Origin of the sequence: Brucella sp. NBRC 12953, from assembly GCF_040369775.1 — a bacterium.
Taxonomy (GTDB): domain Bacteria; phylum Pseudomonadota; class Alphaproteobacteria; order Rhizobiales; family Rhizobiaceae; genus Brucella; species Brucella pseudogrignonensis.
In genome coordinates, this window is sequence record NZ_BAABSV010000005.1 from 173,466 (window position 1) to 186,778 (window position 13,313).

The following is a 13,313-nucleotide window of genomic DNA, read 5'->3' on the forward strand; positions in this document are numbered from 1 at the left end:
CTACACGCGCATCGGCATAATTACGCACCTGTATCCCGGACGACCGGCAGACGTGATCAGCGCAGGCGAACCGGAGTCCGCCATCGACATCGTGATTTCATCCGCACCAAACGCCGCCATCAGATCGGTGACATACTGACCGTTGAAACCGATCGTCAGAGGCTCGCTGCTGAAGTTGACTTCCATCTCCTCAGTTGCGTCGCCGCGATCTGGATTAGCAACATTGAGCGTCAGAGCATCCGAAGCAAATGAGAAGCGAACTGCCTTACCGCGCTCACTGGCGATAACAGACGTGCGGCCGACAGCTTCGCGCAGTGCTTTCGCCGACAGCGTAGCGACACGCTCCGATGGCTTGGGAATAACGCGCTCGTAATCTGGATATGTGCCGTCGACGAGCTTCGACACGATAACGGTTGAACCGCTTTCGACCATCACCTTGTTTGACGATAGCGAAACCGACACAACGCCTGTCGGCAGCAAGGATAGCAGCTTGTTTGGGAGAATAACCGGCGCAAACGCGGCGTCCTGCTCAATGCGTGTCGACGCGAGACGATGCCCATCTGTCGCCGTGGCAACGATATGTCCGTCCTTTGCTTCCAGAAATACGCCGTTCAGGTAATAACGGGTTTCCTCGGTGCTGACAGCGAACTGCACTTCCTGCACGAGCGCAGCGAGATCGATTTCGATCTTGGTGTCGAAGCTTCCGTGGTTGAAGGACGGAAAGTCAGCGGCTGGCAGAGTATCCAGCTTAAAGCGGCTCTTGCCAGATTTAACGACCAGATGATTGCCGTCGGATTCCAAGCTAATGTCACTTGTAGCGCGCTTGGCAATATCCAGGAGCAGCTTGCCTGCAACCGTAACAGTGCCGTCCTGACTGTCCAGAACCGGCAAGCTGGTGCTGATTTCCAGATCAAGGTTGGTGCCGGTGATGCTCAGCTGTCCTTTGTCCGCGGACAAAAGCACGTTGCCAAGAATTGGGATTGTCGTTCTGGCCTCGACCGCCTTTGTCACGGTAGACAAGGCGTGCGCAAGCTGCGCTCGATCAAGCGTTACCCGCATGGGTTTCTCCTCGTGTTGGTGGCGGTAGGCGCGGCTGGTGACCGCGCCGTGGTTGGTTTTAGGCTGCGAGAGGCCAGCCGTCTTCATCAAGCTCAGGCGGAACAAATTCGATGCCATTGAGATCGGCAAGGTGTTCCAGCAGAGCTTCTGCATTGCCCGGCATATTATCGTTGGCCGGTTGCACCCATGGTTCACTTTCCGCATCGTCCACAGTCAGCGCCTCAATAGCCGCCTCAATGGTGAAAGGCTTGTCCTCGTTACCCAGCACAACCTTGTCACCATACGCGCCACCGATCTGGTCTTTGAGGTCTTCCCAAGTTTCGATCTTCACGCCGCGAACGGCCAAGGCAACTTTCATAATGTCGCCTTTTCCTATGGTGTAGCCACGCTGTTGATATTTCAGGACGCGGGTAGCTGATGCGAGTGGATAGCGTGTGCCAGCATTGAACTTCAGAAAGCGCTGGCTGTTGTGCTTCAGAAAGTCAGGATGAAAGGCAAACCCAGATTCTGCACCGTTGGCGCCCGTGTCCAGATCCACCGCTCCCATGCAAACGGTAAAATCAAAGGCGTCAAAAATAGACAGCGCACTTGGGAAGAAGTCAAAATACATCAACTGAGCAATATTGTTGCTCCGGTCAGTAAAGGTAACGGCGCGCTTACTGGCAGCCACACACCAAAGGCCCTCCTCATATGCATCATAAACAGCTCGCTCGAATGCGCAGCGAGATTTGAAATACAAGTCAACGTCATTGATGTCAGTCCCGGTAAAGACGCTTGTGACTGCGCCACCAGCAACAAACGCACCGTCGAAGCGTATCGGAAGCGCACCATCGATCTGTCTGCGCTCGGATTCGTAAGCCATACAAAACTCCTCGTGTTCGGTTCGGTGGGCTACCGGCGCGCAAGCACCGGCAGCTTGTCGGTTGTTACTTAGACCAAGGACGGCTGCCCGCAGCTTTTGCAGGCTGCGCTGGCTTGTTGTTGTTTGCCGCTGCAGGACGGTTGTCGTTGGCTGGGCGCTGCGCTGCCGCAGCAGGCTGCTGAGCGTCAATGCTCGGCTCAGGCACGTTATTTTCGTCGGGGAAGAAGTATTTCTTGATCTCGGCGCGCGCCGGATACTGGCCGTCTTTTGAAGGCTTGCCGAGGGCGACGCGAACCGTGAACGACTTGAAGAGCAGGTCGTCGGTGTCTTCTACCGAGGACATTTCGAGCGCGCGGCAAAGGCTGGCGAACTGTCGCTGGCCGATCTCCTGCGCCTGCGGGTTCTTGTTCTCAATGTTGTAGTTGTTGAACAGCTTGCGATCAGCGTATTCAGCAGGCTCTAGCACCTTCAGGGTTGTTTTCAGGATGGTGCCGCTGCCGGTCGAAGTCGGCACCACGTCGGCCGCCTCGATTTCCATCTTGTATGTGCCGTTCGGCAGTTCGGAATAGTCCGACTGCGTCGTGTCGTGTTGGGTGGCGTCAAACGCCGTTCCAAGTCTCGCCATGTGTTAGTTCCTCGTGTTGGTGGTGTGGTGAATGCGCAGGTTAAGACTTTGCGCGAAACACGGTGGGTCGGACAAACCCTCCGATGAAGCCAAGCGCAGCGCCGATCTGCCAAAGTGACATGTGTCCAGCATTGATGCTTAAAGCGGTGAGGAATGCCTGCACTGTTTCAGTGAAGAAGAAGCCGACAACCCATCCCGAAAACGCGCCAAAGAGAACGCCGATCAGCGGTGCAAAGAAAAGAATGGCGGCAACGGTAACCAGTCCAGCTAGTGCTTTTTCCATCAAGCAACCTCCTGCATCGTGTCCGGCCAGTACTTCGCCAGCTCGGTGAAGCCCTGCCCTTTGCGGTATGGAACGGCGTCGGGCATTGAATACCGGTTCTTGGCGTTGAAGCCTGCGCCTTCATTCAGATGGATCTGGCGCTCTTTGCCGCCCTCGGCATGGGCGACCTTTGTCTGGCGCGCGACTTCCTTTTCCTTGATGGAAACTCGGTAGTTCATGAACGCCACAACATCAGACTTTTCTCGAACAAGTGCATTAGCGCGCTTGTGCAGTTTCGGCTGGTACCTCGAATATGGATCTGTCGTCGGGCTGTCGAAGCGCACAATCTCGGGGTGAGCGAGGATGACCACATAAATGCCGGCTTGAGCGAGCGCAGACAGGGCCGACATGAGCTCATTCCATTCGGTGTCGGCTTCCACGTAGCCTTTACCGAACCCAGCTTCCTCAATGCTGTTGATACCAAGGCGGACACATGTCGCAGCCCAGACAAGCGGTTCGAGGCCGTCGGCACTGTCGATAATCACGGTGCGCCGATCATGCTCAACAGTCAGCAGTTCGCCGATAATGTTGAGCAAATCTTCGAAGCTTTCAATTGTGCCTGGCGTTGCCATTTCGATATCAGATGGCGGACGCTCGCCTTCTGTGGCCAGATAAATCGGATCTGGAAACTCAGATGCAAGGCTGGTCTTGCCGATGCCGTCGACGCCATACAAAAGCATGACCGGCGGGTCGTTTCTCTTCGTCGATTTGAGGCTTGATAGGCTGATAGCCATAAGTAACTCCTCGTGTGTGGTTAGTGGGTAAGTTGAATGATGATCATCATGGCCAGCAGGATGATCGAGCCGATCAGCCAGACTGGCGCCGATGTGGCCAGCGTGGGAAACCGTGGGTAGGTCATTGGCCACCCCACAAATAAAGCAGGCCGTAGAAAGGCAGCACTGCGTTCCAGAAAATGAAGCCTGCCACGACCAGTAAAAGCCCAAGGGTAAACCCCGTGAGAGCCAACGAACGTGCAATCTTCCCGGTGCCATTACCGGCTGGCGTGACGGCGTTCACAACAGCACCCATGAGTAAAAGCCGATGCCCAGCGCTAAAGCCGCGACAACTGCCAGCCCCATGACGAAGCGATCACCAAGGCCCAGCGTAGTTTCGCTGGACAAGATCCGGTCGTCCTCACCGATGTAGTCTTTGAAGGGCGCCGTCATTCGGCACCGCCCTTATTAAATCTGAGCATAATACCTCCTCATTCCCCGCCGCGATTGCAGCGGGGCTGGCTGGTCTAACGGTGGGATTTGCTGGTTAGGCGGCGATGCGCGAGTACGGCTCGTCGTGCGCGATCCAGTGTTCGACGGCATCCTTTGCCGCTTTAAGCCCGAGACCCGTCACAGATCGCAGCTCTTTGATCGCTGAAATCTTCTCGCCTTTCGCAGCGAACCGTTGCCATTCGTGCTTATAGGATGGTGCAGGCTCACTCACCTTCTGCGTCATCACGTACACGCCGAACTCCTTGCCTTTCTGGAGGCTGGCTAGACGTGCGGCTTCCTTCGCGGCCAACGTTTCATTGGCGTGAACGAACGGCGCCACGGACGGCTTTGGCTGGCCGTTTTCAATCAGCGCAACGATTGCGGGTTTTGCAACCGGAGCAGCCACCTTGACAGGCTCATCGATCCATTCGGCGATGAGGTCAGGACTATCTTTGGCTCCAGCGTATTTCGCGGTTCCATCATCAAGCCAGACGCCCCCGTTCAGCGGATGCTCCGCACGATCAGAATGCCAGCCGCCGAAACACCAAGCTTCCATAGGCCCAACCTTACGGCCGTCACGCGTGCGATAGTATTGGCCTGCTTCGATTTTTAGGGGAGCGGCGACAAGGTCAGATAATTGTGCGTGCCAATTGCGCCCTGTTTCTCCCCATCCAGTAAAGGGCGCATCGAACAATACGCGCGCATAATTATTATTGATTTTCTCGATGACACCGATGGAACCGCTATACCGACCATCGCCCTCATTGGCAGTCAAACGCACCCGATCACCGCCCTTGAAAGCTGGCTTGTCTTCCGGTGCCTTCGCAGCTACAGGCAGCGTTTCAAATTCATCTGACGTCAAATACCAGTTGTCGCCAACGTCATCGATGACCCAAACATCACCACCATCGACGGTTTTTACCTCGTAAAGTCCGCCTGCGCGAACGTCGATCTGTGTTACCAGGCTTCTAACCTTATCTCCAACTTTCACATTACCCATCAAGCTACTCCCCTCGTCTTTGTTGATTTTGTCAATTTCACGCCCTTGGTGAAATCGACCGGAATGACATTGGCTTCTTCTGTTCCGATCTCAGAGCCGCCACCGCCGTCGCCATTATTGGCCGGTGGTTCGACTTCGAAGCGCGAAACCTCGATCGTCCCAAGGCCAGTACCTGGTATCCAGAACCGCACTGTGAGGAACATGCAGCCGTCTCGATCGCCGATAATGATCCCCTTCCAGCCTGTCAGCTTGTGGGTCACAATTGAGCCGGGCAGATCCCAGCAGTCACCACATTCGCAAGTCACGCTGCACCCCGCTTCGTTCTGCTGAACGACACAGGTGCGTTAGAAACATACCGACCGTCTTTAAGGACGGCAGTGTCGCGGGCATGCTGCTTCTGCGCGACTGTTCGATAAGGCTTGCGGTTTGTCGTGTCCCGCTCACCAGTCCGCGTGAATTTGGTTTCGTAAGCCTTGTGGGGCTCACGCAAGTTATGAGATTTCATTGATATTCCTCCTGTCAGGAGGTTGATCTGTGGCCGGTCAAGAACGACACGACCAACGTTGCTCAGGCTGCGATTGCGCCCGGCTGTTCGTAATTGTCGTTCGCGGCTTCCAGCGCACGAATGCGTGGCATTGCGATATAACTGAAGCAGTGATTGGCTGTGGACCATCCACCGTTAGAAACACACCGCACGATAATGCGGTCGGCTGTAGATTTTGGGATCGGTCGGCGGAGAATTGAAGCTACCGTCGATCTGGGCAGGCTAAGCGCATTTCCGATTTCAGTCGGGTTAGCGCCCACCTCGTGCATGCGATGCACTTCTTCTATGGTTTCATAATCTTTCATTCTCTCCTCGTGTGTGGTGTTGGTTGACAAATAGCTGCGGTGAAGCCATCTGTTGTCCTGCGCGGGGTGGTACTCGCGAAGGAACCCCCGGTGTAGAAGTGGCGCAAGCCCTCCTCGTGTAAGCCGGGGTATTACGAGGACGGCGGAGCAGCGGGTGGTGCCGGCTCACAACGCCGTCCTATAAATCTCTCGACATTCAGGAATGCCGAAAGCGCCACTGACCCTATTCAGGTCAGCAGCGTCCCTATTGATCCTATGGCGGCGCCTCAACGAGAGCCGGTTCGCTTCTTTCGGCGGAATTGGTCATTTGCTCTCTCCTCAGTTTCAATTGCGCTTCACCGCGGCTTCTATCTATTGAGTGCCGATATCCTTGGGAGGATGTTCTCTGGCATCATGAGGTAGGCCCTCCTTCGAACTATCCGACGTCTTATGCGCCGGTTGATGACACCTATATATGACAGATTCGCATCTGTGTCAACACACGGTGACATTTTCGCACGTTACATTTTCACAACAATATGCGAAAAGCGCAACATGGACAAAGATTTCGCGCAGCGCCTTCGTTTGGCGCGTGACCTTAAAGGAATGAGCCAGGCTGACCTTGCCGCCCTTATTGGGCGCGACAAGTCGTCGATCAGTCTTTTGGAAGGCGGGAAGCGCGGGGCCAGCGTTGAGTTTGTTGCCCGCCTGGCTCGTGCGCTGGATCTTAATGAGGATTGGCTTGCCTTTGGCAACGGCGAGATGACTGCGACGTCAGTGAAACCAACTTCTGATACGTTCACACCAACACCAATCCCCGGCGATCAGCTCGTAAGCCAGGAACGAGGCCTGCCTGTTTACGCTGCGGCGAAGGGAGGCGATGGTCACGTCATCATCACCTTTGATCCCATCAGTTATATGAAAATGCCTGCAGTCCTGCAGGGCGTTAAGGGTGGTTACGGCCTTCTATTGTCTGGGGAATCAATGGTTCCCGCCTACCGCCCCGGCGAAACTGCACTCGTAAACCCGAATTTGCCGCCAGTTCGCGATGAAGACGTAATTCTTTATCACACAAGCGCAATGGACGAGAACGAAGCGATCATTAAGCGACTCGTCGGCTTCAATGACCGAGAATGGATGCTGGAACAGTACAATCCGCATAAGGAATTCAAGGAATTTCGCGCAGATTGGCCGGTCTGTCATCGCGTCGTTGGCAAGTACAACACCCGTTAAAGACTAGCCATTAACTACAGCCTCAAGCGCGCTATCAGGTACTCGGCCGATAGCTGCGATGATCTGCGTCTCATTATTCCATCTATATAAAGCAAGAACAGCAGGCTTTTCGCACGCCAAGCGATGAGCCAGCCTCAGCGCATGATCTTCCGTATCAACCTGGATCGGAGTGTCAGGGATTACCCCCCACCTGCACGCAGTAAATCCTTGCACGACAAACAGCGGATACATGACACCTCACACCCTTAACACTGGAATTATGATTCCATCATAATGAGAACATTTCAAGAACATTCTTTATGTTTGGTTAACCATGCGAATTTCGTTGATGTGTTTTTGTCATCGTTTATGTTGACATGCGGTGACTGATAAGCATATATAGGTGACAGAACAGCACGAAGACAGCCTCACCAGCTCGATCTGCTGAACCAACCAAACACGAGGAGTAACCCAATGACGAACGCGAAAACCCCGAGAAGAAGAAGATCGCCAGCACCTCGAAAGAACGAAGTAATCGGCGGCGGATTCTTTGTATTCCGCCGCGGCAAACTAACCGGCCGCGTCAGCGTAGCCACTACCCTACCGTATGAACACGGCTCGTTTGAGCAAGCACTGGCTGAGGCAACGCGCCTTGCCAAGCTCTGCCCAGGCGAAACATACGAAGTTTTCCAGACAAGCGGCGCGATCGCCACATCCAACCATGATGTGTTTCTCGCCGAACTCCGCGAGGCCGGTGCCAGCGTTGAGACTGTCGCTAGTGAAGACCCCGAGCTGGCGGAGGCTGCGTGATGAACCGCGCTCTGCTGGAAATGCTCGCCGATATGGAACCTGAGCTGCACACCGAAGTGCATCGCGCAGGCAGTGACGAACCAATGCGTCGTCCCGACCACCGTGCAAAGAAGCACGCTCGCCCCATGCCTTGGATACGATACGCAGCGCGCGAAGCCGTTGAGATGACGGTTGTCATTGGTTTCTTTGTGACCATCGGCGCTGTTGGGCTCGGCGTCACATGAGTTACCGCGAAAGATAGCGACGGGGCGTAGCGCCCCAGGATTTACCAGCCATCGACGATCCGAGCGTTTTCACGCCACGGGCCGTCACGGTCACCAAAACCACACGAGGAGCATCAATTCATGTCTAACAGACACACGCACATTCTTACCGCCGACGAGTTCATTGCTCAGGGCACCACAGCAGCAGCAATCCTGTCGATTGCCCGTTGGTATCGCGTAAGCGATCCGGCAACCGCCGCAAAGATCAAAGACATTGCATATGACATGTCGCGCAAAACGGGCGAGAAGTTCCGTATGCGCCGCGTGCGACCGGCCAACGACAATCGCCGTCCTTTCAAGCGGAGGGCGGCGTGATGGACAGCCGCGGCACCAGTATAGACGCTGCGTACTTAAACGCGTTGAGGCTCGGCCCGCAGCGATTAGGCCGGGCTTCCCTTGGAAGCGCTGGAATTCCCCGACCTGTTGCTCGCCGTCTGGCGGCAACAGGTCGGGCTGTCGTCGTTGGTGATGAGGTGCGATCTATCAAGGCGGCGGCTCGTCAGGGTCCGCCAACAGATTAAGATAATTGGTTATCTCTTCGGCTTCATCGCGCCGGAGATTGCAACAGAATTGGCCGTTCAGCTTCGCAGGTTCGCCCGTTGAGAGCTTAACGACGGTCCATGTTCCATCCGGCTCTTGCCGCTTGTCAAAATGAAGTATCGGCATGGCATCAGCAGTTTGTTGCTATGCGAGACAGATAAGCTGGAGAAGCCAGGTTTCAAGGTTGTGGAGATATCACAATGTTTAACAATGACCGCCTCCCAGCCTCAACGGGAGCGTCGTCCACCCGCCCGACAGGAGGCAGCAACCATGGCGAATGAATTGAAGCCTTGCCCGTTTTGCGGGGCAGCCGCTGAAATGCAGCCTTGGCATGGAGGCGCACCAACGAAACAATTGATTTCGTGCAGCGACGATCAATGTGATGTCGGTCCTTCTGTCACAGGCGAGACGCCCGAAGAAGCAGCCACACGCTGGAACACCCGCCCCGCCGCGCCGGTCGAGGGGTTGGAGACGGTTGCTTGGACCAACGCGGCACAACTTGGATTTTTGAAGGACGAAAAATGGAAAGTCGTCCCCATGGCAATGTGGGCGAAGGAATATGTGGCTTCGAGTACCGACGATATTAAACTCGTCACCCGCTCGCAGGCTGAGGCCATCATTGCGGAGCGTGACGCCGAGATAGACCGCCTGAAAAAGATCAACGCCATGATTATGGGCGATGATGAAAACGCACCGCGCTACACGACCAAGCGATTGAAACAGGAAGTCGAGCGCGTTACGCAAGTTATGCGTGGCGAAGCGGCAGACCGAGAAGCTCACGTCAAAACTCTACAAGCCGACAACTCGGCGCTGACGGCGCGGGTTGCTCGCGATGACGCTGCATTTCAAGAACTGATCAAGTTGGGAAAAGAGGCGGACACTAAGTTCGAAGCCCTCGAAATCCAACTCGCGGCGGCCAGGAAGGCGTTGGCCGACATCGCCAGCCATGACATGATTTGCCTAAAAGACCCGTATCGAACCATTCTGCAGGATATGATCAACACGGCTCGCGCCGCCTTGGAGGATCGCCCATGACCCTCATTGACAGACTATCCAAGCTGGACGGGCCTGATAGGCAAGACGGATTTGCTAACTTCTGCCGCTACAATGTTGAGGCGTACCTACTGGATACATGGCTGCATATGCACCACGACAGAAAACCAGTGAGAGATGAACAGGTTATCGAAGAAGTTCGTCCAGACATAATCGAAAGCCGCATTTCCCTTTTGAAACTACACATAGTTCGCATGGAAGCCCTCTTGCGCGCAAAAGGAGGCAGTAAATGGCAACGATTAAGCTTGTGAACGTTGATGAGCATGATTTGGCCTATGCGGCCAACTTAGCGGTTCATTTCGTACGTCAATATCCGGATCGAATGGGGCTTAGGAACGGCGTGGCATTCACCAAGGACTGCGTTGATTATTCGCTCTACATCTATCGCACAAAAACGCAAATCGTTGTTCGCGGACGCGAAAGCAGCCCACTAGGGGAGCAGAGCGAATGAAGCTGACCGCCAATCACGTTGCAAACAATCTTCCTGATCCTTCCGAAAAGGACTGGCACTCACAACGTTCGAATGGCGAGTGCAGGTGTTCCGCTGACCAGTGGCGAACTAGGGACCGCGATGAAGTCCTTTTTATCAGTGAAATGTCGGATAGACATTTGGGCCACTGCATTCGTTTCGCTTCAACAAAGCCACAGCATAGATCAAGATTGTCGGCATTGTTGGCAGAACGTGCCGGTCGCCAAGCCCTGAAAGGCGGTGAGTGACCATGGCTAAGCCGCCAGCGAAGCGTCCAGGCTGTTGAGATACTCAATCAGTTCTTCCGCATCGCGCTTCTTAAGTGAGCAACAAAACTGCCCATTGAGAGAAACCGGATTCTGACTGACGGTTTCCTTTACGGCCCAAAGACCGTTCGACTGTTCTGAGAGGTAGTAAAAATTTTGAATCGCGCTGTTTACGGGCCACATTTCCATATCCTTAGAAGGGAAATTTGCCGCAATAACGTGGACCAGGAATCTTTGTTCCAAACAATTTAACAACAATGAGGGAATCAACATGCATCATGAAAACGACAACGAAGCTGATTTGCTTATGGGCGTCGAGCCTATCGCTAAATATCTAGGCGTCACAAGGCGCCAAGCGTATCGGCTGGTCTACGATAAAATTATGCCTAGCTTTAAGCTCGGTGGCACCGTTGCTGCTCGCCGATCCAGCCTCAAAAAATGGATGGAAAGTCTGGAAGCAGATCACGCCGCGTAAGCCGTGTGCCATGTGTCAAACCATGTGCCGTCGATTCCCCGCGCAATCCTGAAAATGCGTGTTTTTCTGGGAAATTCCTGAATATCTGCGGCACATGGATTGCGATGCCACACCAAGATCAAATATTTGATATTGTTGGAGATTTTTGGTGAGCGCGCAGGGATTCGAACCCTGGACCTACTGATTAAAAGTCAGTTGCTCTACCGGCTGAGCTACGCGCTCCCAGAGGGGGAACAAATCGTCCCTGGAAGTGCGGCGGAACATACGGGCGACTTTCAGAATGGTCAACACCATAAAATCAAGTTTCTTCAACATAAATTCAAAAAAACGACACCAATCGGCAGATTTCCACGATAAGCTGGGTGCGCCGCCGATTTTCCACCGTCAAAAAGCGCATTTATCAACAAAATTTCCGCGCCCGCCCATCCGAGACGACAAAGAATCGCGTCGGAATTGACGAACTAGCCAAAAATTTCGAGCTTTGAAAAATCGATTCCTGTTGTTGAAATGTTACTGTAGGCTCACGGGTGTAACTCATTCCAGCATTTTGGTTTTTCATGTCCTTCGTTGCCAATGCATTCTATCGATTCAGGCATTCCCTATCTGGCATAGGGCTTGCCCTCGCAACTTTATTGTTCGCAGCGGCACTGACACCAAGCCTTGTTCCGCGGACCTATGTCATGCAGGGCATATTGTGCGGCGTCGCATTTGGTTCTGGATATGGCCTGGGCGTATTTTGGCGTTGGGTCTGGCACTATCTGGAGCTGCCCGAGCCGGGGGAATGGTTGCGCAGCCGTGTTAATTTACTCGTTGGCCTTATCTGTCTGGCAGTTGCTATAGCTGCGCTTTATTTTTCGGCCGGCTGGCAAAATTCAGTCCGCGCCGTGATGGGCATGGAGCCAGTGCCCAGCGCCTATCCTGCAAGCGTCTGCGGACTAGCTGTTATAACCTTTTTGATCCTTCTGCTCTTGGCACGCGGTCTTATCGGGCTTGGCCGATTTATTTCTACACGAATACACCGTGTCGTACCTCGCAGAGTAGCTAACGTCATTGGTGTTGCAGTGACCGTTGTCCTCATCTGGACAATCGCAAACGGCCTGTTGATCCAATCCACATTCGAAGTGCTTGATCGTTCGTTTCGCGAATATGACGCGCTGATCGAGCCCGATCGCCCCCAGCCTTTGGCGGTTGATAAAACAGGAAGCGCTGCATCACTGCTACAATGGGATGAGCTTGGCCGAGCAGGACGCGAGTTTGTTTCGTCGGGTCCAACGGGCGCTGAAATATCATCGTTCACAAAACGCCCGGCCATTGACCCTATCCGCGTTTATGCGGGTTTGAATGTTGCAGATACCCCCAAGCAGCGTGCTGAGCGAGCATTGGATGAGCTCAAACGACAAAACGGATTTGATCGCTCGATCCTGGTAATCATTACTCCCACAGGAACCGGCTGGGTCGATCCTGCGGCTATGGATGGACTCGAATATCTTCACGATGGCAATGTCGCCAGCATCGCGATGCAATATTCCTATCTCAACAGCCCGCTTTCACTTCTGTTTCAGCCGGAATATGGCGCAGAGGCCTCGCGGGCGTTGTTCACGACCGTTTACAACTACTGGAAGGCATTGCCAAAAGATAAACGACCTCGCCTCTATCTCTATGGTTTAAGCCTCGGGGCGATGAATTCCGAGAAATCAGTTTCGCTATTCGAAATGCTGGCAGACCCGATCAACGGCGCATTATGGAGCGGTCCTCCCTTCCCTAGCCGCGACTGGAAGCAAATCACGCGCGACCGTAATCCTGACACTCCGGAATGGTTGCCGGTCTTCAAAGACGGCTCTTTTGCTCGGTTTATGAACCAGAATGGTGAGGCACCTGGAAACGGCGACCGTTGGGGACCGCTACGCATCGTCTATCTGCAATATGCCAGCGATGCAGTCGTGTTTTTTGACAGCCATTCTTTCTACCGCCAGCCGGACTGGATGAACGAACCGCGTGGTCCCGATGTTTCACCACAGTTACGCTGGTATCCAGTCGTGACCATGCTGCAGCTGGCCTTGGATATGGCGTTCGCAACCGCAACGCCTATTGGACACGGTCACGTTTACGCACCCGAACATTATGTCGATGCTTGGATCGAAGTCGCCGATGTGGATGGCTGGAGTGCGGAGCAAATTGACCGCCTGAAACAGTATTTACATCATAAAATGACAGGCGACGACGTTGAAGGCTATGACCAGCGCGGCGGCTAATCGCACAAATATGGTCTTGGTATAATCTGACCTGCAAATGAAAACAGCCGCCCTTTTGAGGCGGCTGTTTTT

21 protein-coding genes and 1 tRNA gene are annotated in these 13,313 nt (G+C 54.1%); 9 read left to right on the forward strand and 13 right to left on the reverse strand.

Annotation, left to right across the window (positions count from 1 at the left end; translation table 11 throughout):
- The 11 genes from dnaN to ABWV94_RS13835 form a co-directional block, all read right to left on the reverse strand.
- Nucleotides 1-1,059: a DNA polymerase III subunit beta gene (gene dnaN / locus ABWV94_RS13785; RefSeq protein WP_113499182.1), complete on the reverse strand. Its 1,059-nt coding sequence runs from the start codon at nt 1,057-1,059 to the stop codon at nt 1-3.
- 58 nt (nt 1,060-1,117) lie between these two features.
- Nucleotides 1,118-1,921, reverse strand: a complete 804-nt coding sequence (locus ABWV94_RS13790; RefSeq protein ID WP_113499180.1) for a Gabija anti-defense Gad2 family protein — start codon at nt 1,919-1,921, stop codon at nt 1,118-1,120.
- 64 nt (nt 1,922-1,985) lie between these two features.
- A complete protein-coding gene (locus ABWV94_RS13795) occupies nt 1,986-2,546 on the reverse strand; it encodes a DUF669 domain-containing protein (protein ID WP_113499178.1) in 561 nt (186 codons plus the stop codon).
- A 40-nt stretch (nt 2,547-2,586) separates the two neighbouring features.
- Nucleotides 2,587-2,829: a hypothetical protein gene (locus tag ABWV94_RS13800; protein WP_094544780.1), complete on the reverse strand. Its 243-nt coding sequence runs from the start codon at nt 2,827-2,829 to the stop codon at nt 2,587-2,589.
- The gene (locus ABWV94_RS13805; protein ID WP_113499176.1) at nt 2,829-3,602 is read right to left on the reverse strand and encodes an ATP-binding protein; all 774 of its coding nucleotides are present in this window, start codon (nt 3,600-3,602) and stop codon (nt 2,829-2,831) included. The genes ABWV94_RS13800 and ABWV94_RS13805 overlap by 1 nt, the downstream gene beginning before the upstream one ends.
- Before the next feature lie 121 nt (nt 3,603-3,723).
- Nucleotides 3,724-3,897: a hypothetical protein gene (locus ABWV94_RS13810; RefSeq protein ID WP_162761747.1), complete on the reverse strand. Its 174-nt coding sequence runs from the start codon at nt 3,895-3,897 to the stop codon at nt 3,724-3,726.
- Complete coding sequence (locus ABWV94_RS13815; RefSeq protein ID WP_162761746.1) at nt 3,882-4,034, reverse strand: hypothetical protein; 153 nt, start codon at nt 4,032-4,034, stop codon at nt 3,882-3,884. The genes ABWV94_RS13810 and ABWV94_RS13815 overlap by 16 nt, the downstream gene beginning before the upstream one ends.
- A 94-nt stretch (nt 4,035-4,128) precedes the next feature.
- Nucleotides 4,129-5,073 carry a ribosomal protein L7/L12 gene (locus tag ABWV94_RS13820; protein WP_353413925.1) on the reverse strand — a complete coding sequence of 315 codons (945 nt, stop codon included), beginning with the start codon at nt 5,071-5,073 and terminating at the stop codon, nt 4,129-4,131.
- Nucleotides 5,073-5,378, reverse strand: coding sequence for a hypothetical protein (locus tag ABWV94_RS13825; RefSeq protein WP_094544777.1), 306 nt, complete (start codon nt 5,376-5,378; stop codon nt 5,073-5,075). The genes ABWV94_RS13820 and ABWV94_RS13825 overlap by 1 nt, the downstream gene beginning before the upstream one ends.
- Nucleotides 5,375-5,578 carry a hypothetical protein gene (locus ABWV94_RS13830; RefSeq protein WP_113499174.1) on the reverse strand — a complete coding sequence of 68 codons (204 nt, stop codon included), beginning with the start codon at nt 5,576-5,578 and terminating at the stop codon, nt 5,375-5,377. The genes ABWV94_RS13825 and ABWV94_RS13830 overlap by 4 nt, the downstream gene beginning before the upstream one ends.
- Nucleotides 5,579-5,640: 62 nt before the next feature.
- Nucleotides 5,641-5,922: a hypothetical protein gene (locus tag ABWV94_RS13835; RefSeq protein ID WP_112808672.1), complete on the reverse strand. Its 282-nt coding sequence runs from the start codon at nt 5,920-5,922 to the stop codon at nt 5,641-5,643.
- A 534-nt stretch (nt 5,923-6,456) separates the two neighbouring features.
- Here ABWV94_RS13835 and ABWV94_RS13840 point away from each other — a divergent pair.
- The 7 genes from ABWV94_RS13840 (at nt 6,457) to ABWV94_RS13870 (ending at nt 10,230) form a co-directional block, all read left to right on the forward strand.
- Nucleotides 6,457-7,134, forward strand: coding sequence for an XRE family transcriptional regulator (locus ABWV94_RS13840; RefSeq protein ID WP_321208965.1), 678 nt, complete (start codon nt 6,457-6,459; stop codon nt 7,132-7,134).
- 453 nt (nt 7,135-7,587) lie between these two features.
- A complete protein-coding gene (locus tag ABWV94_RS13845; protein WP_235819192.1) occupies nt 7,588-7,923 on the forward strand; it encodes a hypothetical protein in 336 nt (111 codons plus the stop codon).
- Nucleotides 7,923-8,147, forward strand: a complete 225-nt coding sequence (locus ABWV94_RS13850; protein WP_094544771.1) for a hypothetical protein — start codon at nt 7,923-7,925, stop codon at nt 8,145-8,147. Before ABWV94_RS13845 ends, ABWV94_RS13850 begins: the two co-directional genes overlap by 1 nt.
- A gap of 120 nt (nt 8,148-8,267) precedes the next feature.
- Complete coding sequence (locus ABWV94_RS13855) at nt 8,268-8,501, forward strand: hypothetical protein (RefSeq protein WP_113499168.1); 234 nt, start codon at nt 8,268-8,270, stop codon at nt 8,499-8,501.
- A gap of 495 nt (nt 8,502-8,996) precedes the next feature.
- Nucleotides 8,997-9,761, forward strand: coding sequence for a Lar family restriction alleviation protein (locus tag ABWV94_RS13860; protein WP_353413929.1), 765 nt, complete (start codon nt 8,997-8,999; stop codon nt 9,759-9,761).
- Nucleotides 9,758-10,030, forward strand: a complete 273-nt coding sequence (locus tag ABWV94_RS13865; protein WP_353413931.1) for a hypothetical protein — start codon at nt 9,758-9,760, stop codon at nt 10,028-10,030. The genes ABWV94_RS13860 and ABWV94_RS13865 overlap by 4 nt, the downstream gene beginning before the upstream one ends.
- Nucleotides 10,009-10,230, forward strand: coding sequence for a hypothetical protein (locus tag ABWV94_RS13870; protein ID WP_353413933.1), 222 nt, complete (start codon nt 10,009-10,011; stop codon nt 10,228-10,230). Before ABWV94_RS13865 ends, ABWV94_RS13870 begins: the two co-directional genes overlap by 22 nt.
- 272 nt (nt 10,231-10,502) lie before the next feature.
- Here the strand turns inward: ABWV94_RS13870 and ABWV94_RS13875 are convergent, their stop codons facing one another.
- A complete protein-coding gene (locus ABWV94_RS13875) occupies nt 10,503-10,697 on the reverse strand; it encodes a hypothetical protein (protein WP_162761744.1) in 195 nt (64 codons plus the stop codon).
- A gap of 88 nt (nt 10,698-10,785) precedes the next feature.
- Here ABWV94_RS13875 and ABWV94_RS13880 point away from each other — a divergent pair, with 88 nt between their 5' ends.
- Complete coding sequence (locus tag ABWV94_RS13880) at nt 10,786-10,989, forward strand: excisionase family DNA-binding protein (RefSeq protein ID WP_113499154.1); 204 nt, start codon at nt 10,786-10,788, stop codon at nt 10,987-10,989.
- Between the two features lie 146 nt (nt 10,990-11,135).
- Here ABWV94_RS13880 and ABWV94_RS13885 read toward each other — a convergent pair.
- Nucleotides 11,136-11,211: transfer RNA gene (locus ABWV94_RS13885), tRNA-Lys, on the reverse strand.
- Nucleotides 11,212-11,546: 335 nt separating this feature from the next.
- On the opposite strand from ABWV94_RS13885, the gene ABWV94_RS13890 reads away from it, so the two are divergent.
- Nucleotides 11,547-13,241 carry an alpha/beta hydrolase gene (locus tag ABWV94_RS13890; protein WP_113499152.1) on the forward strand — a complete coding sequence of 565 codons (1,695 nt, stop codon included), beginning with the start codon at nt 11,547-11,549 and terminating at the stop codon, nt 13,239-13,241.
- The last annotated feature ends 72 nt before the right edge of the window (nt 13,242-13,313 follow it).

Bases quoted from the DNA above. Each gene is read 5' to 3' on its own strand.
- ABWV94_RS13870 (WP_353413933.1), top strand. From the start codon at position 10,009: ATGGCAACGATTAAGCTTGTGAACGTTGATGAGCATGATTTGGCCTAT.
- ABWV94_RS13865 (WP_353413931.1), top strand. From the start codon at position 9,758: ATGACCCTCATTGACAGACTATCCAAGCTGGACGGGCCTGATAGGCAA.
- ABWV94_RS13890 (WP_113499152.1), top strand. From the start codon at position 11,547: ATGTCCTTCGTTGCCAATGCATTCTATCGATTCAGGCATTCCCTATCT.
- ABWV94_RS13800 (WP_094544780.1), bottom strand. From the start codon at position 2,829: ATGGAAAAAGCACTAGCTGGACTGGTTACCGTTGCCGCCATTCTTTTC.
- dnaN (WP_113499182.1), bottom strand. From the start codon at position 1,059: ATGCGGGTAACGCTTGATCGAGCGCAGCTTGCGCACGCCTTGTCTACC.
- ABWV94_RS13855 (WP_113499168.1), top strand. From the start codon at position 8,268: ATGTCTAACAGACACACGCACATTCTTACCGCCGACGAGTTCATTGCT.
- ABWV94_RS13820 (WP_353413925.1), bottom strand. From the start codon at position 5,073: ATGGGTAATGTGAAAGTTGGAGATAAGGTTAGAAGCCTGGTAACACAG.
- ABWV94_RS13805 (WP_113499176.1), bottom strand. From the start codon at position 3,602: ATGGCTATCAGCCTATCAAGCCTCAAATCGACGAAGAGAAACGACCCG.
- ABWV94_RS13850 (WP_094544771.1), top strand. From the start codon at position 7,923: ATGAACCGCGCTCTGCTGGAAATGCTCGCCGATATGGAACCTGAGCTG.
- ABWV94_RS13795 (WP_113499178.1), bottom strand. From the start codon at position 2,546: ATGGCGAGACTTGGAACGGCGTTTGACGCCACCCAACACGACACGACG.
- ABWV94_RS13830 (WP_113499174.1), bottom strand. From the start codon at position 5,578: ATGAAATCTCATAACTTGCGTGAGCCCCACAAGGCTTACGAAACCAAA.
- ABWV94_RS13790 (WP_113499180.1), bottom strand. From the start codon at position 1,921: ATGGCTTACGAATCCGAGCGCAGACAGATCGATGGTGCGCTTCCGATA.
- ABWV94_RS13815 (WP_162761746.1), bottom strand. From the start codon at position 4,034: ATGACGGCGCCCTTCAAAGACTACATCGGTGAGGACGACCGGATCTTG.
- ABWV94_RS13860 (WP_353413929.1), top strand. From the start codon at position 8,997: ATGGCGAATGAATTGAAGCCTTGCCCGTTTTGCGGGGCAGCCGCTGAA.
- ABWV94_RS13810 (WP_162761747.1), bottom strand. From the start codon at position 3,897: ATGGGTGCTGTTGTGAACGCCGTCACGCCAGCCGGTAATGGCACCGGG.
- ABWV94_RS13835 (WP_112808672.1), bottom strand. From the start codon at position 5,922: ATGAAAGATTATGAAACCATAGAAGAAGTGCATCGCATGCACGAGGTG.
- ABWV94_RS13840 (WP_321208965.1), top strand. From the start codon at position 6,457: ATGGACAAAGATTTCGCGCAGCGCCTTCGTTTGGCGCGTGACCTTAAA.
- ABWV94_RS13880 (WP_113499154.1), top strand. From the start codon at position 10,786: ATGCATCATGAAAACGACAACGAAGCTGATTTGCTTATGGGCGTCGAG.
- ABWV94_RS13875 (WP_162761744.1), bottom strand. From the start codon at position 10,697: ATGTGGCCCGTAAACAGCGCGATTCAAAATTTTTACTACCTCTCAGAA.
- ABWV94_RS13845 (WP_235819192.1), top strand. From the start codon at position 7,588: ATGACGAACGCGAAAACCCCGAGAAGAAGAAGATCGCCAGCACCTCGA.